The organism is Pseudacidovorax sp. (assembly GCF_017991995.1).
Taxonomy (GTDB): Bacteria; Pseudomonadota; Gammaproteobacteria; order Burkholderiales; family Burkholderiaceae_C; genus Xenophilus.
On sequence record NZ_JAGOPN010000014.1, the window covers coordinates 31,196 to 47,280 of the forward strand.

Consider the following 16,085-nt stretch of genomic DNA (forward strand, 5'->3'; position numbering starts at 1 on the left):
ACGCGCCGCCGCGCGTCCAGCCGATGCGACAACGACACAGGGGCCGGCCAACGGCCCCAGGGATGACGACGACATGCAACGCGCATTGCGACTCCTCGGCCTGGCCGCCGTGACGGCGGTGGCCGCCGGCCTGACGGGCTGTGCCACCTCCTACGTGGTGGACAACAACGTCCAGAGCTATGCCAAGGCACCCATTCCGCCTGGCGCCACCTACCGCTTCGAACGCCTCCCCTCGCAGCAAGCGAACGACGCGGCCCAGACCGACCTGGAAACCCTGGCCGAGCCCTCGCTGGCCGCCGCCGGGCTCCGGCGCGACGACGCCAATCCGCGCTATGCCGTGCAGGTGAGCGCCCGCTCGCAGCTGGAACTGTCGCCCTGGGCCGATCCGTGGTTCGATGGTCCGGGCTGGGGCCCCGGCTGGGGTCCGCGCTGGGGCGTGGGCCTGGGCTATGGCCGCCCCGGCTGGTACGGCGGCGGCTGGTGGGGCCCGGGCGCCCTGCCGCCCAACCAGACCTGGTACGGCCGCGAGGTGTCGATCGTGATGCGCTCGCTGCCCGACCGGCAGGTCGTCTACGAGACCCATGCCCGCCACGACGGCCCCTACCCGGACACGCGGCGGATCCTGCCGGTGATGTTCCATGCGGCGCTGCAGGGCTTTCCCAACCCGCCGCAGGCCGTGCGCCGCGTGGATGTGACGGTCGAGACGAAGCCGCCCGCGTCCACGCAGGCCGCCCCGCAGCCCGCAACGGCCGCGCCGGCTGCCCCGACGCCGACGCCCGCGCGCCCTTGAGCGCCTCGCGGGGAGTGGGCAGGCGCCCCGCCCACCGCCGCGTTCTCGGTGACACTCGCCCGATGGACATCACCCGCCTCATCGCCGTGCGCCACGGCGAGACGCTCTGGAACGTCGACACCCGCATCCAGGGCCAGCTCGACATCCCGCTCAACGACGAAGGCCAGTGGCAGGCGCAGCAGGCGGGCCGCGCGCTGGCCGAGGAGCCCGTCGCCGCCATCTACGCCAGCGACCTGGCCCGCGCCTGGCAGACGGCCAGCGCCATCGCCGAGGCCCATCCCGACGCGCCCCCACTCATCGCCGAACCCCGGCTGCGCGAGCGCGGCTTCGGCATCTTCGAGGGTCGCACCTTCGCCGAGATCGAGGCCGAGCTGCCCGAGCAGGCGCTCAAGTGGCGCAAGCGCGTGCCCGACTTCGCCCCCGAGGGCGGCGAAAACCTGCTGGTCTTCCGGGACCGCATCGTGGCCGTCGCCGCCGAACTGGCGGCACGCCATCCCGGCGAGCTGGTGGTCCTGGTCGCCCACGGCGGCGTGATGGACGTGCTCTACCGCGCCGCCACCGGCCAGGAGCTTCAGGCGCCTCGCACCTGGGAGCTGCGCAACGCGGCCATCAACCGTCTGCTGTGGACGCCGGAGGGCTTCTCCCTGGTGGGATGGGCCGACACGGGACACCTCAACCGGGATCTGGCGCGCGACGAGACGAGCACCTGAGGCCACCTAGAATCCGCGCTCGCCAGCCTCTGGATGAACCCCATGAACCGCTGCAGCCTCCCACATTTCCTGCTTGCCGCCGCCCTGAGCTGTATGGGCACCGCGGCCCTTCTCTCGCCCCTGCCTGCGCAGGCCCAGACCCAGAACGAAGCGGCCGTCGGCGGCCGCAACTTCCCCGACGGCACATTGCGCGGTCGCCTGCGCATGCTCGACTTTCCGCAGGCCGACCTCGACGGCCGGCTGGAAGTGCTGGCCCCCGGCACCCGCATCCGCAATGCCCAGAACATGGTCGTGACCGGCAGCACGCTGCTGGGCCAGGACCTGGCGGTGAACTACCTGCGCGATCCCGCCGGGCAGGTGCAGCAGATCTGGATCCTCTCGCCCGACGAGGCTGCCACCGACCGCGCGACGGCCAGTGGCAAGCCGCTGCTCAACATCTGGCCCTTCGTCACTCGGGCCGACAACGAAGGCAGCTGAGCGCGCCGCCCCGGCGCCCAGCCCGCGGGGCACGGCCGGCCACCGCTGCGCTACGCCTCTCCATTCGATTCCAGCCTCCGGCGCCCCCCGGCAGCCCCCCCTTTGCACAGAAAGCCCCCACCATGTCCCGCAAAGTCTTCATCAAGACCTTCGGCTGCCAGATGAACGAGTACGACTCGGACAAGATGGCCGATGTCCTCGCCGCCGCCGACGGCTACGAGCCCACCCAGAACGTGGACGAGGCCGACCTGATCCTCTTCAACACCTGTTCCGTGCGCGAGAAGGCGCAGGAAAAGGTCTTCTCCGACCTCGGCCGCGTGCAGCACCTGAAGGCCAAGGGCGTGAAGATCGGCGTCGGCGGCTGCGTCGCCAGCCAGGAGGGCGAGGCCATCATTGCCCGCGCGCCCTACGTGGACGTGGTCTTCGGCCCGCAGACCCTGCACCGTCTGCCCGAGCTGCTGGCCCGCCGCGAGGCCGAGCGCCGGCCGCAGGTGGACATCTCCTTCCCCGAGATCGAGAAATTCGACCACCTGCCGCCCGCGCGCGTCGAGGGCGCCACGGCCTATGTGTCGATCATGGAAGGCTGCTCCAAGTACTGCAGCTACTGCGTGGTGCCCTACACCCGCGGCGAGGAGGTCAACCGCCCGCTCGACGATGTGCTGGTCGAGGTGGCGGGCCTGGCCGACCAGGGCGTTCGCGAGGTCACGCTGCTGGGCCAGAACGTGAACGCCTACCGCGGCAGGATGGGCGACACCGCCGAGATCGCCGACTTCGCCACGCTGATCGAATACATCGCCGAGATTCCTGGCATCGAGCGCATCCGCTACACCACGAGTCACCCCAACGAGTTCACGCCGCGGCTGATCGAGACCTACGCCAAGGTGCCGCAGCTGGTGAGCCACCTGCACCTGCCGGTGCAGCACGGCAGCGACCGCATCCTGATGGCGATGAAGCGCGGCTACACCGCCATGGAATACAAGAGCACGATCCGCAAGCTGCGCGCCATCCGGCCGCAGCTGGCGCTGTCCAGCGACTTCATCGTCGGCTTCCCGGGTGAGACCGAGGACGACTTCGCGAAGATGATGAAGCTGATCGAGGACGTGGGCTTCGACGCCAGCTTCAGCTTCATCTTCAGCCCGCGGCCCGGCACACCCGCCGCCGCGCTGCACGACGACACGCCGCACGAGGTCAAGCTCGCGCGCCTGCAGCACCTGCAGAAGACCATTGACGACAACGTCCGGCGGCTGTCCGATGCGCTGGTCGGTACCACGCAGCGGCTGCTGGTCGAAGGGCCTTCCAAGAAGAACCCGGCCGAACTGATGGGCCGCACCGACTGCTTCCGCGTCGTCAACTTCGAGGCGCCCGCGCGCCTGGTGGGCCAGATGGTGGACGTGACGATCACCCAGGCCCTCTCGCACACCCTGCGCGGCGAGGTGCTGACGCACGAGCATGACGGAGCCGGCGCCAAGCGCGCCGCGCAGGCCGCCTGATGTCGGCCGGCCGGCCACGCGCCCGCGGCTCCTTCCAGCAGTTGATGCTGGCCGCCTTTCTGGTGGTCACGGCGCTGGTGGTGGGCGTCGCGCTGCGCGCCGTCTTCCAGTACGACCAGCTCATCACGCAAAGCCGCGAGGCGGCGCGTCGGGCGCTGCTGCTCTCGGGTGCCGCCCAGTCGCTGGCCGAGCGCAGCGCGGCCATGGAACGCTCGGGCCGCCAGTCGCTGGTGCTCAACGACGCCGTGCTGCGCCGCCGCTTCGCCGACGCGCAGAAGGATGCGCAGAACGTGGTGCAGCGGCTGGTCGACAACGGGCTGCTGCCGCAATCGGCCCAGCAATGGCGCGCCCAGATGGCCACCATCGAGGACCTGATGAACGGCGCGCCCGAGACGGCCCTGGCCCGCGAGGGCTCGATGGCGCTGCAGTTCCGCGAACTGGATGCGCTCAACACCCAGCTCGCCCAGCAGGCGCAGATGCTGATCGAGGCCCAGAACAACGCCCTGGCCGACCGGCTGGAGGCCGCGCGGCGCCGGCTGACGCTGCAGGTGGTGGCGGCCAGCGGGCTGGCCGCGGCCCTGGCGCTGGCCTTCGGCATCTGGCTGGCGCGGCCCTTCAAGCGGCTGGAGCGCGCCATCGTGCGCCTGGGCGAGAACCGGCTGGACGAGCCCATCGACATCCGCGGCCCGGCCGACGTGCGGCGCGTGTCGCAGCAGCTGGACTGGCTGCGCCTGCGGCTGATGGAGCTGGACGCCGACAAGGCGCGCTTCCTGCGCCATGTGTCGCACGAGCTCAAGACGCCGCTGGCGGCGCTGCGCGAAGGCGTGTCGCTGCTGGAGGACGGCGTGACCGGCGAGCTCAACCCGGCCCAGCGCGAGGTGGCGCAGATCCTGCAACAGAACGCCGTGTCGCTCCAAAGCCAGATCGAGGCGCTGCTGCGCTTCAACGCCGCCGCCTTCGAGGCCCGCCAGCTCAAGCGCGAACGCTGCAACCTGGTCAAGCTGGTGCAGGAGCAGATCGACGCCCAGCGGCTGCAGTGGCAGTCGCACGGCCTGACCGTGCGGGTGGAGGGCGAGCCGGTGACAGTGATGGCCGATCCGGCCAAGCTGGGCACGGCGGTGGCCAACCTGCTGTCCAACGCGATCCGCTTCTCGGCCCGAGGCGGCACCATCGCGCTGGCCGTCTCCAGCACCGGCGACACCGCCAGCATCGAGATCAGCGACGCCGGTCCCGGCATCGCGCCGGACGACCGCGACCGGGTGTTCGAGCCCTTCTTCCGCGGCGAGCGCCAGCCGGAGCACACCGTGAAAGGCACAGGCATCGGCCTGTCCATCGTGCAGGAGTACATTGCAGCCCATGGTGGCCGCATTGCGCTGCTGCCCACCGGCCCCGGCGCGCGATTCCGCATCGACCTGCCGCGCGGCTGACCTCTCCCAACCCCACGCCCATGACGACCTTGTCCGTCCGCAGCCCTCTCCTTGCCGTTGCCCTGGTCCTGGCCGGGGTGCTGGCAGGCTGCGCCACCCCAGCGCCCACGCCGAGCGTGCCGGCCCCTGCGCCAGCCACCACGGCCAACCCACCCGTGCCGGCCACCCGGCCGGCCGTCCAGCCGGTGGAAGTGCAACCCGTCGCCCCAGCCACCCAGATGCAGTCGGCTGGCAACGGCATGGCAGCCAGTGGCTACGGCAGTGCCAGCAGCGAAGCGCTGTCCCGCATGCTGGCCTACGCCGACCGGGCCCGCAGCCTGCAGTCTGGCGAGGCGGCCGCGGAGATCGCCCGCATCGGCGACCCCGGCGACTCGGCCCCCCTGCAGATGCAGCTGGCCCTGGCGCTGGCGCAGACCCGCAACCCTGCCGATCTGGCGCGCGCCACGGCCCTGATGCAGCGCGTCGCCGGCAGCACGCAGGCCGAGGCCCAGCCGCTGCAGCCGCTGGCGCGGGTGCTGGCCGCCCGCTACCTGGAGCAGCGCCGCGTCGAGGACGACCGCGACCGGCAGGTGGCGCAGCTCAAGGAAGCGCAGCGGCGCATCGACCACCTCAATGACCGCATCGAGGCGCTGCGCGCCATCGAACGCAGCTTCGGCCGCCCGTCCAACGGCGCGGCGCGCCCCTCGCCCTGAACCGGCCGGCCCGGCCGCACCCACCCGATCCAGGCAAGCCCATGAGCGACACCGCCAAAGCCGCCGCCACCGGCGCCCGCATCCTGGTCGTGGACGACGATGCCGACATGCTGCGGCTGCTGTCGCTGCGCCTGGCTGCGGCGGGCTACCAGGTCACGGCCGTAACCTCGGCCGAGTCGGCGCTCACGCAACTGGAGATCGAGCATCCGCGGCTGGTGCTCAGCGACGTGCGCCTTCCCGGACGCGACGGGCTGCAGCTGTTCGACGAGATCCGCAAGCGCCATCCGACGCTGCCGGTGATCCTGCTCACGGCGCACGGCACCATTCCCGACGCGGTGGAGGCGACATCCCGCGGCGTCTTCACCTACCTCACCAAGCCCTACGACGCCCGCGAGCTGCTCGACAAGATCGGCCAGGCGATGGCCCTGGGCGCCCCCGCCGCCACGCCGGCCGCGGGCGGCGACGAAAGCTGGCGCGCCGAGATCGTCAGCCGCTCCAGCCGCATGGCCGAGGTGCTGGCCGAGGCGCGCATGGTGGCCAAGTCGGACGCCAGCGTGCTGCTGCGTGGCGACTCCGGCACCGGCAAGGAAGTGCTGGCCCGCGCCATCCACAAGGCCAGCGACCGCGCACGCAAGCCCTTCGTGGCCGTCAACTGCGGAGCGATTCCCGAGGCGCTGCTGGAATCCGAGCTGTTCGGCCACGTCAAGGGCGCCTTCACCGACGCCCACGCCAACCACAAGGGGCTGTTCCAGCAGGCCGATGGCGGCACGCTGATGCTGGACGAAATCGGCGACATGCCACCCGCCCTGCAGGTCAAGCTGCTGCGCGTGCTGCAGGAGCGCGCGGTGCGCCCGGTGGGTGCCACGCAGGCGATTGCCGTGGACGTGCGCATCATCTCCGCCACCCATCGCGACCTGGAGGCGGCCATGGCCACCGCCCAGTTCCGGGAGGACCTGTACTACCGCCTGAACGTGGTCACGCTCACGCTGCCGCCGCTGTCGGCCCGGCGCGAGGACATCCCGCTACTGGCCAACCACTTCCTGCAGAAGCTGGCCGGCAAGTACGGCAAGCGGCTGTCGGGCTTCGCGCCCGAGGCGCTCAAGGCCCTGACCACGGCCCCCTGGCCGGGCAACATCCGCCAGCTCTACAACGTGGTCGAGCAGGTGTGCGCCCTGTCGAGCTCGCCGCTGATCCCGCTGGCACTGGTGCAGCGGGCGCTGCGCGTGCCCACCGTGGAGGTGCAGACCTATGCCGAGGCCAAGCAGCGCTTCGAGCGCGATTACCTGGTCGGGCTGCTCAAGCTGACCGACGGCAACGTGGCCGATGCCGCGCGCCTGGCCGACCGCAACCGCACCGAGTTCTACCGTCTTTTGCAGAAGCACGAACTCACGCCAGGCCACTTCAAGAACGACGGCGTCGCTGGCGCTTCGGAGCCTGTCGCCGACGAGCGACAGGGCTAAGTCGTTGATTTGAAAAGGATTGGCCGCCACCCCTCGGCGAGTTGTCGGGCTGTGGCGACAGATTCGGTGCTATTACGGCCGCGACGGCTGAAAACGCCAAGAATCAATCGAGAAAATCTCCGTAACTCGCTGATTTTCAACAATTAAATCGTGTTGGCATGGGGATTGCCCCATAGCCTGCATGACCCTCCTCACCACCCCCCCTGTCATCCTGCGTCCGCAGCGTGACGCCCTGCGTCGCAAGAACGCGCAGACGGCGCGCGCCCGCTCGACGCGGAGCCAGGCCCATGCGCCGGCACTCGCCGCCAGCGCCAGCGCGGACTGCGTCTTCAAGCGCCTCCCCGCCATCGGTGAGACCCCCCTTTCGAATTTCCAGCACTGGTAAGGACTCGCCATGAAACCGAACGAGTTTTCGCACCTGAAGGTCCTGACGCCCGAGCAGTTCCAGCCGCGCCGCCCTGCCGCCCGCGAGGAACGCCATCCCAACGCCGTCACTGCGCCCCCGATCAACCGCGGTTCCATGACGCCTCGCCCCTGGCGCGGTTTCTGGAACAGCATCGGCACCGCCCTCCTGCTCAAGATGGGCGCGGGTCGTGCCACCGCGGCCGCCCAGCCTGCCGGTCCGGTCCAGCCCTGGGAGCGCGCCGCCAAGCGCCGCCGACTGACCTTCACGATGCTGGCCCTGTTCAGCACCGTGCTGGCCTCGGCCCTGTTTGCCCAGGTGCAGCCCTACTACGACAACGCCTTCCTGGAATATGGCCAGATCGCGCTGTATGGCCTGCTCTCCGGCTGGGTGGTCACCGGCTTCGTGACCGCGCTGATGGGTTTCTACGTGTCTGTGCGTGGCGACAAGTACGCCCTGTCGGCCAAGCAGGTCGCCGACCATCCGATGAATCCGGAGGCCCGCACCGCGATCATCATGCCGATCTGCAACGAGGACGTGGCCACGGTGTTCGCCGGCCTGCGCGCCACCTGCGAATCGGTGGCCAACACCGGCCATGCGAAGCAGTTTGATGTGTTCGTGCTGTCCGACAGCTACAACCCCGAGATCGCCAAGGCCGAACGTGCCGCGTGGGAAGAACTGCGCGCCGCCCTGGCCCAGTCCTTTGCCGACAGCCCGAACAAGCCGCAGGTCGAGGTGTACTACCGCCTGCGCACCCGCCGCACGCACCGCAAGGCCGGCAACGTGGCCGACTTCTGCCGCCGCTGGGGCAAGGACTACCGCTACATGGTCGTGCTCGATGCCGACAGCGTCATGAGCGGCGACTGCCTGACCAGCATGGTCAAGCTGATGGAAGCCAATCCCACCGCCGGGATCATCCAGACCGCCACGCAGGCCATCGGCCACGTGACGCTGCACGCACGCGCGCAGCAGTTCGCCAGCCGCGTGACGGGCCGCCTGTTCACCCTGGGCATGCAGTTCTGGCAGCTGGGGGAATCGCACTACTGGGGCCACAACGCCATCATCCGCGTCGCGCCCTTCATGGAGCACTGCGCGCTGGCCCCGATCAAGGGCACGGGCGGCATGTCCGGCGGCATCATGAGCCATGACTTCGTCGAGGCCGCCCTGATGCGCCGCGCCGGCTACCACGTCTGGCTGGTGTCCGACCTGGTCGGCAGCTACGAGCAGCAGCCGCCCGATCTGCTGGCCGAACTGCAGCGTGACCGCCGCTGGTGCCAGGGCAACCTGCAAAACGCCCGCCTGATGGCCGAGCCCGGCATCCACCCCGTGCACCGCGCCATGTTCGTGACCGGCACGATGGCTTATGTGTCCGCCCCGATGTGGCTGGCTTTCATGACCCTGGGCACCGCCCTGTGGCTGACCGGCTCGCGTCTGGTCCAGGACTGGGCCGTGCTGCCCATGGAGCTGGCCGGACTGTGGATCTGGACGCTGTGCCTGCTGTTCCTGCCCCGCATCCTAGGCGTGGCCGCGGTGTTCATGCGCGGTGAGCAGAAGAACTTCGGCGGTGCGTTCAGCCTGTTCAAGAGCGCCGCGCTGGAAAGCGTCATGGCCATCGTGCAGGCACCCGTGCGCATGCTGGCCCACTCGCTGTTCGTGATCGTCGCCCTGACCGGCCTCAAGCTGGAGTGGAAGTCGCCCCCGCGGGAAGCGGCCGCCGTGCCGTGGAGCGAGGCCTTCAACCGCCTGGCGCCAATGAGCGGTCTGGTGGCTGTGCTGGCCTGCGGCGTGGCGCTGATCGACGCCAGCGCGCTGGTGTGGCTCATGCCCGTCGGCCTGCCGCTGCTGCTGGCCATTCCCATGGCCGTGCTGACCAGCCGCATCGATGTCGGTGGCGTGATGCGCGAGCGTCACTACCTGCTGATTCCCGAGGAATCCCGGTCGCCCGCCGTGCTGCGCCGCGCGTGGGCCCACGCGGACCGACTGGCCCTGAAGGCAGCCTGAGTCCGGCGCCTCGCCAAAACAAAACGCCCGCGAATTTCGCGGGCGTTTTTCATTTGGGAGATCGGTAGTTTTACCGAAGGATGGATGGGTCGAAGGGCTTGCGCCGAGGATTCGACAGGCTCAGCCCGAACGGCCTCGGGTCAACCGGACCGCATGACCGGGCGACCCGCTCCTCGCGTCAGAACGGCAGCTTGGGCCCACCCGGCCCGCCCATTCCCGGCAGCCCGGGCATGCCCTTCATGCCGCCCAGGCGCTTCATCATCTTCATGAGGCCGCCGCCCTTCATCTTCTTCATCATGCCCTGCATCTGCTCGAACTCGTTGAGCAGGCGGTTGACCTCCTGGACCTGCACGCCGGCGCCCGTGGCGATGCGCTTCTTGCGGCTGGCCTTGATGAGCTCGGGCTTGCGGCGCTCGGTGGGCGTCATGCTGTGGATGATGCCTTCCTTGCGGCGAATGTCGCGCTCGGCGCGCGTCAGGTCGGCCTCGCTGGCCTTGGCGGCCAGTTGGGTGGGCAGCTTGTCCATGAAGCTGGAGAGGCCGCCCATCTGCTTCATCTGCTGCAACTGGGCCAGGAAGTCTTCCAGGTCGAAGTGGCCGCTCTTGACCTTGGTGGCGAGCTTCTTGGCCGCCTCCATGTCGACACCGGCCGAGACCTGCTCGACCAGCGCCACGATGTCGCCCATGCCCAGGATGCGCCCGGCATGGCGCTCGGCGTCGAAGACCTCCAGCCCGTCGATCTTCTCGCTGGTACCAGCGAACTTGATCGGCACGCCCGTGATCTGCCGCACCGACAGCGCCGCACCGCCGCGCGAGTCGCCGTCCATCTTGGTCAGAATGATGCCGGTCAGCGGCAGCGCGTCCTTGAAGGCCTTGGCGGTGTTGGCCGCGTCCTGGCCCTGCATGGCGTCGACGACGAACAGGGTCTCGACCGGATTCAAGGCGCCGTGCAGCGTCTTGATTTCCTCCATCAGCACTTCGTCGATGGCCAGGCGGCCGGCGGTGTCGACCAGCAGCACGTCGAAGTAGTGCCGCTTGGCGTAGTCGAGCGCGGCGCGGGCGATGTCCAGCGGCTTCTGGTCGGGCGTGCTGGGGAACCACTCGGCGCCGGCCTGCTTCGTCACCGTCTTGAGCTGCTCGATGGCCGCCGGGCGGTAGACGTCGCCCGAGACGGTCAGCACCTTCTTCTTGCGCTTCTCGATCAGGTGCTTGGCCAGCTTGGCGGTGGTGGTGGTCTTGCCGGCGCCCTGCAGGCCGGCCATGAGCACCACGGCCGGCGGCTGGGCGTTGAGGTTGATGTCCGAGACGCCCTCGCCCATGGTCGCCGCCAGTTCGCGGTTGACGATGCCCACCAGCGCCTGGCCGGGCTTGAGGGAACCCATCACCTCCTCGCCCATCGCCTTGTCCTTGACCCGGTTGACGAAGTCGCGCACCACCGGCAGCGCGACGTCGGCCTCGAGCAGCGCCATGCGCACCTCGCGCATCATGTCCTGCACGTTGGTTTCGGTGATGCGCGCCTGCCCGCTCATCTGCTTGACGAGGCGGGAGAACTTGTCGGTGAGGGCGGTGGCCATGGATGGGAGGGGAAGAAGGCTGGGGAAGGAAGCGGCCGCGCCGCGGCGGCGGCCGAGTCCGGGGCGGGCACGGCGGGGTGTCCGGCGGGCCCCGTCCGCTGGGGGCCAAAGGCTAAACTCAGCGGATGATTCTAGCGAGCCCCTCCCCACTCAGCGTGGCCCTGGGCATCGCCACGGCCGCGGCCTACGGCGTGGCCGCCGCCTTCTCCCACAAGCTCAACCGCAGCGCCACCCAGACCGTCGTCGCCATCGCGTGGCTGCTGCACGCGGCAGCGCTGGCCGCCGGCCTGCTGCCAGGCACGCCGCGCTTCGGCTTCGCACCGGCCCTGTCGATCACGGCTTGGCTGGTGATGACGGTCTATGCCGTGGAAAGCCGGCTCTTCCCGGGCCTGACGGTGCGCCGCGTGCTGGCGGGGCTGGGCGCGCTGGCGGCACTGCTGGCCGCAGCCTTTCCGGGTTCGCCGCTGCACATGAATGCCTCGCCCTGGCTGCCGCTGCATCTGGCACTGGGCATCGCCAGCTACGGGCTCTTCGGCGCAGCTGTGGTGCATGCCTGGCTCATGACGCGGGCCGAGCAGCGCATCCGCCAGGCGGCCGATCCGCATGCGGGCCTGCCGCTGCTGACGCTGGAGCGCCTGACCTTCCGCTTCGTCACGGCCGGTTTCGTGCTGCTGTCGGCCACGCTGCTGGCGGGCCTGTTGTTCAGCGAGACGCTCTACGGGCCCCAGGTGCGCGCCTGGAAGTGGGACCACAAGACGGTGTTCTCGCTGCTGGCCTGGCTGAGCTTCGCCATCCTGCTGGCCGGCCGCAGCCGCTTCGGCTGGCGGGGCCGCACGGCCAAGCGCGTGCTCTATGCGGGGGCCGTGCTGCTGCTGCTGGCCTACGTGGGCTCGCGCTTCGTGCTCGAAGTGGTGCTGCACCGGCCCGTCGCCTGATGAAATTCCTGCTCGTGACCCTCGTGGTGGCCGTGGCCATCTGGATCTGGCGGCGCAACCGCCAGGAAGAACTGGACGCCGCATCGCCGCCCCGGCCCAACGCCCGGCCGGCCGTCCGGGGGCCACAGCAGATGGTGCGCTGCGCCCATTGCGGCCTGCACCTGCCGGCCGCCGACGCCGTGTCCGGCCGCCACGGCACCTATTGCAGCGACCGGCACCGCAACGCCGCGGAGCCATGACACCGGACACGGACTTTCCGTCGTCAAACACGGACTGGTCCGCGCTGGAAACCCGCACCGAGCGCAGCCAGGCCCTGCAGCGGGTGTGGCGTGGCTTCATGACGGCCCGGCCGGCGGTGGGACTGCTGCTGCTGGCGCTGCAGGGCATTGCCTTCGCCCTGGGCCAGTCCACGCACGCGCCGACCCTGGCCATCACGGCCCTCTACGCCGCCTTCACCCTGGCCGACCGGCTGCGTACACCCGCGCGCCTGCCGCTGCGACGGCTGGGCATGACCTGGCTGCTGTGCATCGGCCTCGACGTTGCCGTGTTCGCACTGCTTCAGGCGCTGCAGACCGGCACCACGGTCAACTACACGCCCTTGCTGGCCCTTCCGGTGCTCATGGCGGCCGTGGCCGGGGGCCTGGTGGTCGGGCTGGCCACCACCTCGGCCGCCACGCTGCTGATGCTGGCCGAGGCGCTGCGCTTCCAGCTCACGGCCGGCCCCGACGGGCCGGGCCGGTTGCTCCAGGCCGCACTGACCGGCACGGGCCTGTTCGTGCTGTCGCTGCTGGCCCACCAGCTGGCGCTGCGGCTGGCCCGCGAAGAGGCCCGCGCCAGCCGCAGCCAGGATTCGGCCCAGTTGCAGGCGCAGATCAATGCCCTCGTGATCGAGGCGCTGGCCGAAGGCGTGCTGGTGGTGGACGAGGCCGGCCGCGTGCACACGGCCAACCCGGCCGCCGATGCCCTGCTGGGGGGCGGGCTGGACCGCGGCTCGCTGCCGCGCTCGCTGCTGGCCCATCCGGCGTGGCAGCCGCTGGCCAGCCTGGCGCAGCGCACCTTCGAGGACAGGGCCGACCTCGGCGCCGACCTGCCGATCGCCCAGCCTCAGGCCACGCCGCGCGAGCTGCGGGTGCGCACCCGGCTGACGGCCGTGGACGGCGCCCGCGACCGCGGCTTCTGCGTGATGTTCCTGCAGGACCTGCGACAGCTGGAAGCCCGCATCCGCACCGAGAAGATGGCTGCGATGGGCCGCATGTCGGCGGCCGTCGCGCACGAGATCCGCAATCCGCTGGCCGCCATCACGCAGGCCAGCGCCCTGCTGGAGGAGGATCTGACCGAGCCGGCACAGCAGCGCCTCAATGCCATGGTTCAGCAGAACGCACGCCGGCTCGGCCGCATCGTCGACGAGGTGCTGGACGTCGCGCGCGTGCGCCAGCAGGGCAGTGACCTGGGCCAGGGAACGGCCCTGCCCCTTGCCGCCAGCGTCTACACCATGGTCGACGAGTGGAGCCGCCAGAGCGGCCGCGCGCAGCCGGCCCTGCGCCTGGTGGAAAGTCTGCCGGCGGTGCGCTTCAACGAGGAGCACCTGCGGCGCATCCTGGTCAACCTGCTGGACAACGCCGCCCGCTATGCAGGACCGGGCGAGGAATCCATCCGCGTCCACACCTTCGCCGCGGGCGACGGCCGGCCCACCCTGGCCGTCTGGAGCGACGGCGCGCCCCTGGAGCAGGGCGTGGAACGCCACCTGTTCGAGCCCTTCTTCTCGTCCGAGAGCCGCTCCAGCGGGCTGGGCCTGTTCATCTGCCGCGAGCTGTGCGAGCGCCATGGGGCCACCATCCGCTACGAACGCCTGCGTCCCGCACCCGACGTGCCGGCCGGCAATGCCTTCCTGCTGAGCTTCGCGCCAGCGCAGGCGGGCGCTTTGCCACAATAGCTCGGTGAGCAGTTCTCCCGCATCGCCGCCGGCGCAGATCCTCGTCGTGGACGACGAGCCCGACCTGCGCACCCTCTACGAGCTGACCCTGCTGCGCGAGGGCTACCTGGTCGAAGCGGCCAGCAGCGTGGAGGAGGCGTGGCAGCACCTGCAGGCCAACCGCTTCGATGCCGTGATCACCGACATGCGGCTGCCCGACGGCCTCGGCCTGGAACTGCTGCAGCGCATCGCCCGCCACCAGCGCAGCGAGCGCTGCGTCGTGATGACCGCCTACGGCTCGGCCGAGAACGCTGTCGAGGCGCTCAAGGCGGGCGCCTTCGACTACCTGACCAAGCCGGTGGACCTGAAGCAGTTCCGCAGCGTGGTGGCCTCGGCCGTGCAGGAGCGCCCGGGCGGCACGCCGGCACGTCCCGCGTCGCCACGCGAGTCCGCGCCGATCGTGCCGGCCGAAGAAGCGCCGGCCGAGGCAGGCGTCGCGCCCGCGGCCCGCGCCGCGCTGGCGCGCCTGGTGGGCGAGTCGGACGTCATGCGCGCCGTCAAGGCCCGCATCGTGCGTGTGGCACGCGGCATGGCGCCGGTGCTGATTCACGGCGAATCGGGCACGGGCAAGGAATTGGTGGCGCGCGCCCTGCACGGCTGCAGCCAACGGGCGGGAGGCCCCTTCGTCGCCGTCAACTGTGGCGCCATTCCGGAGGCGCTGCTGGAAGCCGAGTTCTTCGGCGCACGCAAGGGCTCCTACACCGGCGCGATGCAGGACCGTGACGGCTACTTCCAGGCGGCGCGCGGGGGCACGCTCTTCCTCGACGAGATCGGCGACCTGCCGCTGGCCATGCAGTCCAAGCTGCTGCGGGCCATCCAGGAACGCTGCGTGCGCCCCATCGGCAGCACACAGGAGGAGCCCGTGGACGTGCGCATCGTCAGCGCCACACACAAGGACCTGCAGGCCGAGGTGCTGGCGGGCCGCTTCCGGCAGGACCTGTTCTACCGCCTCAACGTGATCGAGGTCCGGCTGCCGCCGCTGCGCGAGCGCCGGGAAGACCTGTCGGCCCTGTGCACCGCCCTGCTGGCGCGCATCGCCGAGGAAAGCGGCCAGCCGGTGCCGAGGATGACGATGCAGGTGCTGCTCAAGCTCGAATCGCATCCGCTGCGCGGCAACGTGCGCGAACTGGAGAACCTGCTGCATCGCGCGGTGGCACTCAGCGAGGGTGACACGCTGCAGCTGGACGTCGAGGCCGCGGACGGCAGCGGTATGCAGGACCTGTCCATGCCGCTCTTTGCCACGCCAGCGCCGGGCGCCGTGACGGCCGTTCCCGTGCCGGAGGCCGCGCCCACCCGATCGCCGGCAGTCGCGGGAGCCCCCCCCGTGCCCACTGATCTGCAGCAGTACCTCGACGACCAGGAACGCGGCATCGTCGAGCGCGCGCTGCGCGAGGCCAACTACAACCGCACCGCCGCCGCAGCGCGCCTGGGCCTGAGCCTGCGCCAGATCCGCTACCGCATCGCGCGTCTGGGCATCGCGGTGCCGCATGGCGACGATGACTGAGCCCGACACCGCCCCCTGGGACGGTGGCTGGCTGCGGGCGGCGCGGCGGCTGGACACCCCCAACTTCGGCCCCCGTCCGGCGGGAGCCTGCATCGACCTCCTGGTGGTGCACTCCATCAGCCTGCCGCCCGGCCACTATGGCGGCGAGGAGGTGCAGCAGCTCTTCACCAACCGGCTGGACTGGGACGCGCATCCCTACTTCGCGCAGATCCGGGGCCTGGAGGTCTCGGCGCACTTCTACATCCGTCGCAATGGCGAACTCTGGCAGTTCGTGAGCGTGGACGACCGGGCCTGGCACGCGGGCGTCTCGCAGTGGCGGGGTCGCGCCAACTGCAATGACGATTCGGTCGGCGTGGAACTGGAAGGCCTGGAAGGCGAGCGTTTCGAGGACGCGCAGTACGAGACGCTGGCCCAGCTCGCGCGGGCACTGTCGGCCCGCTATCCGATTGCCCACATCGCCGGCCACGAACACATCGCCCCCGGCCGCAAATACGACCCGGGGCCGGGCTTCGACTGGGCCCGCTTGGCGCGGCAGCTGGCGGGCACCGCCATCGCCTTCCCGGCCGCTCCTTAAATTTTTCAATCGGACCCCGGGGAGCGATGGCGCCAGCGCTCCGGGGCGGGCCGGATGGCCGGACGTCGCCAAGCCCC

The 16,085-nt window shown here is 70.5% G+C and carries 15 protein-coding genes; 14 read left to right on the forward strand and 1 reads right to left on the reverse strand.

Annotated elements, in window-relative coordinates; genetic code table 11:
• Positions 1 to 73 precede the first annotated feature (73 nt).
• From KBC94_RS18645 to mdoH, 9 genes are all read left to right on the forward strand, one after another.
• Entirely contained in the window at positions 74 to 790 is a 717-nt protein-coding gene (locus KBC94_RS18645; RefSeq protein WP_294373347.1) for a DUF4136 domain-containing protein, read from the forward strand.
• A 62-nt stretch (positions 791 to 852) separates the two neighbouring features.
• Complete coding sequence (locus KBC94_RS18650) at positions 853 to 1,500, forward strand: histidine phosphatase family protein (protein WP_294373349.1); 648 nt, start codon at positions 853 to 855, stop codon at positions 1,498 to 1,500.
• Between the two features lie 42 nt (positions 1,501 to 1,542).
• Positions 1,543 to 1,977 (forward strand): hypothetical protein, encoded by a 435-nt coding sequence (locus KBC94_RS18655; protein ID WP_294373351.1) that lies wholly within the window; start codon positions 1,543 to 1,545, stop codon positions 1,975 to 1,977.
• A gap of 122 nt (positions 1,978 to 2,099) precedes the next feature.
• A complete protein-coding gene (miaB, locus tag KBC94_RS18660; RefSeq protein ID WP_294373354.1) occupies positions 2,100 to 3,467 on the forward strand; it encodes a tRNA (N6-isopentenyl adenosine(37)-C2)-methylthiotransferase MiaB in 1,368 nt (455 codons plus the stop codon).
• Positions 3,467 to 4,894 (forward strand): ATP-binding protein, encoded by a 1,428-nt coding sequence (locus KBC94_RS18665; RefSeq protein WP_294373357.1) that lies wholly within the window; start codon positions 3,467 to 3,469, stop codon positions 4,892 to 4,894. Before miaB ends, KBC94_RS18665 begins: the two co-directional genes overlap by 1 nt.
• A 20-nt stretch (positions 4,895 to 4,914) precedes the next feature.
• A complete protein-coding gene (locus tag KBC94_RS18670; protein ID WP_294373361.1) occupies positions 4,915 to 5,586 on the forward strand; it encodes a hypothetical protein in 672 nt (223 codons plus the stop codon).
• 41 nt (positions 5,587 to 5,627) lie between these two features.
• Positions 5,628 to 7,046: a sigma 54-interacting transcriptional regulator gene (locus tag KBC94_RS18675; RefSeq protein ID WP_294373364.1), complete on the forward strand. Its 1,419-nt coding sequence runs from the start codon at positions 5,628 to 5,630 to the stop codon at positions 7,044 to 7,046.
• A 181-nt stretch (positions 7,047 to 7,227) separates the two neighbouring features.
• Complete coding sequence (locus KBC94_RS18680) at positions 7,228 to 7,431, forward strand: hypothetical protein (RefSeq protein WP_294373366.1); 204 nt, start codon at positions 7,228 to 7,230, stop codon at positions 7,429 to 7,431.
• Between the two features lie 9 nt (positions 7,432 to 7,440).
• Complete coding sequence (mdoH, locus tag KBC94_RS18685; RefSeq protein ID WP_294373369.1) at positions 7,441 to 9,450, forward strand: glucans biosynthesis glucosyltransferase MdoH; 2,010 nt, start codon at positions 7,441 to 7,443, stop codon at positions 9,448 to 9,450.
• Positions 9,451 to 9,628: 178 nt separating this feature from the next.
• Here mdoH and ffh read toward each other — a convergent pair whose 3' ends face one another.
• Positions 9,629 to 11,023, reverse strand: a complete 1,395-nt coding sequence (gene ffh / locus KBC94_RS18690) for a signal recognition particle protein (RefSeq protein ID WP_294373371.1) — start codon at positions 11,021 to 11,023, stop codon at positions 9,629 to 9,631.
• A 125-nt stretch (positions 11,024 to 11,148) separates the two neighbouring features.
• Here ffh and ccsA point away from each other — a divergent pair, with 125 nt between their 5' ends.
• From ccsA to ampD, 5 genes are read left to right on the forward strand one after another with little or no spacing between them, the layout of a single operon-like run.
• Entirely contained in the window at positions 11,149 to 11,958 is an 810-nt protein-coding gene (ccsA, locus tag KBC94_RS18695) for a cytochrome c biogenesis protein CcsA (RefSeq protein ID WP_294373374.1), read from the forward strand.
• Positions 11,958 to 12,197 (forward strand): PP0621 family protein, encoded by a 240-nt coding sequence (locus KBC94_RS18700; RefSeq protein WP_294373376.1) that lies wholly within the window; start codon positions 11,958 to 11,960, stop codon positions 12,195 to 12,197. The genes ccsA and KBC94_RS18700 overlap by 1 nt, the downstream gene beginning before the upstream one ends.
• Positions 12,194 to 13,891, forward strand: a complete 1,698-nt coding sequence (locus tag KBC94_RS18705) for an ATP-binding protein (protein WP_294373379.1) — start codon at positions 12,194 to 12,196, stop codon at positions 13,889 to 13,891. The genes KBC94_RS18700 and KBC94_RS18705 overlap by 4 nt, the downstream gene beginning before the upstream one ends.
• A gap of 4 nt (positions 13,892 to 13,895) precedes the next feature.
• Complete coding sequence (locus KBC94_RS18710; RefSeq protein ID WP_294373381.1) at positions 13,896 to 15,434, forward strand: sigma-54 dependent transcriptional regulator; 1,539 nt, start codon at positions 13,896 to 13,898, stop codon at positions 15,432 to 15,434.
• Complete coding sequence (gene ampD, locus KBC94_RS18715) at positions 15,418 to 16,008, forward strand: 1,6-anhydro-N-acetylmuramyl-L-alanine amidase AmpD (protein WP_294373384.1); 591 nt, start codon at positions 15,418 to 15,420, stop codon at positions 16,006 to 16,008. Before KBC94_RS18710 ends, ampD begins: the two co-directional genes overlap by 17 nt.
• Positions 16,009 to 16,085 lie beyond the last annotated feature (77 nt).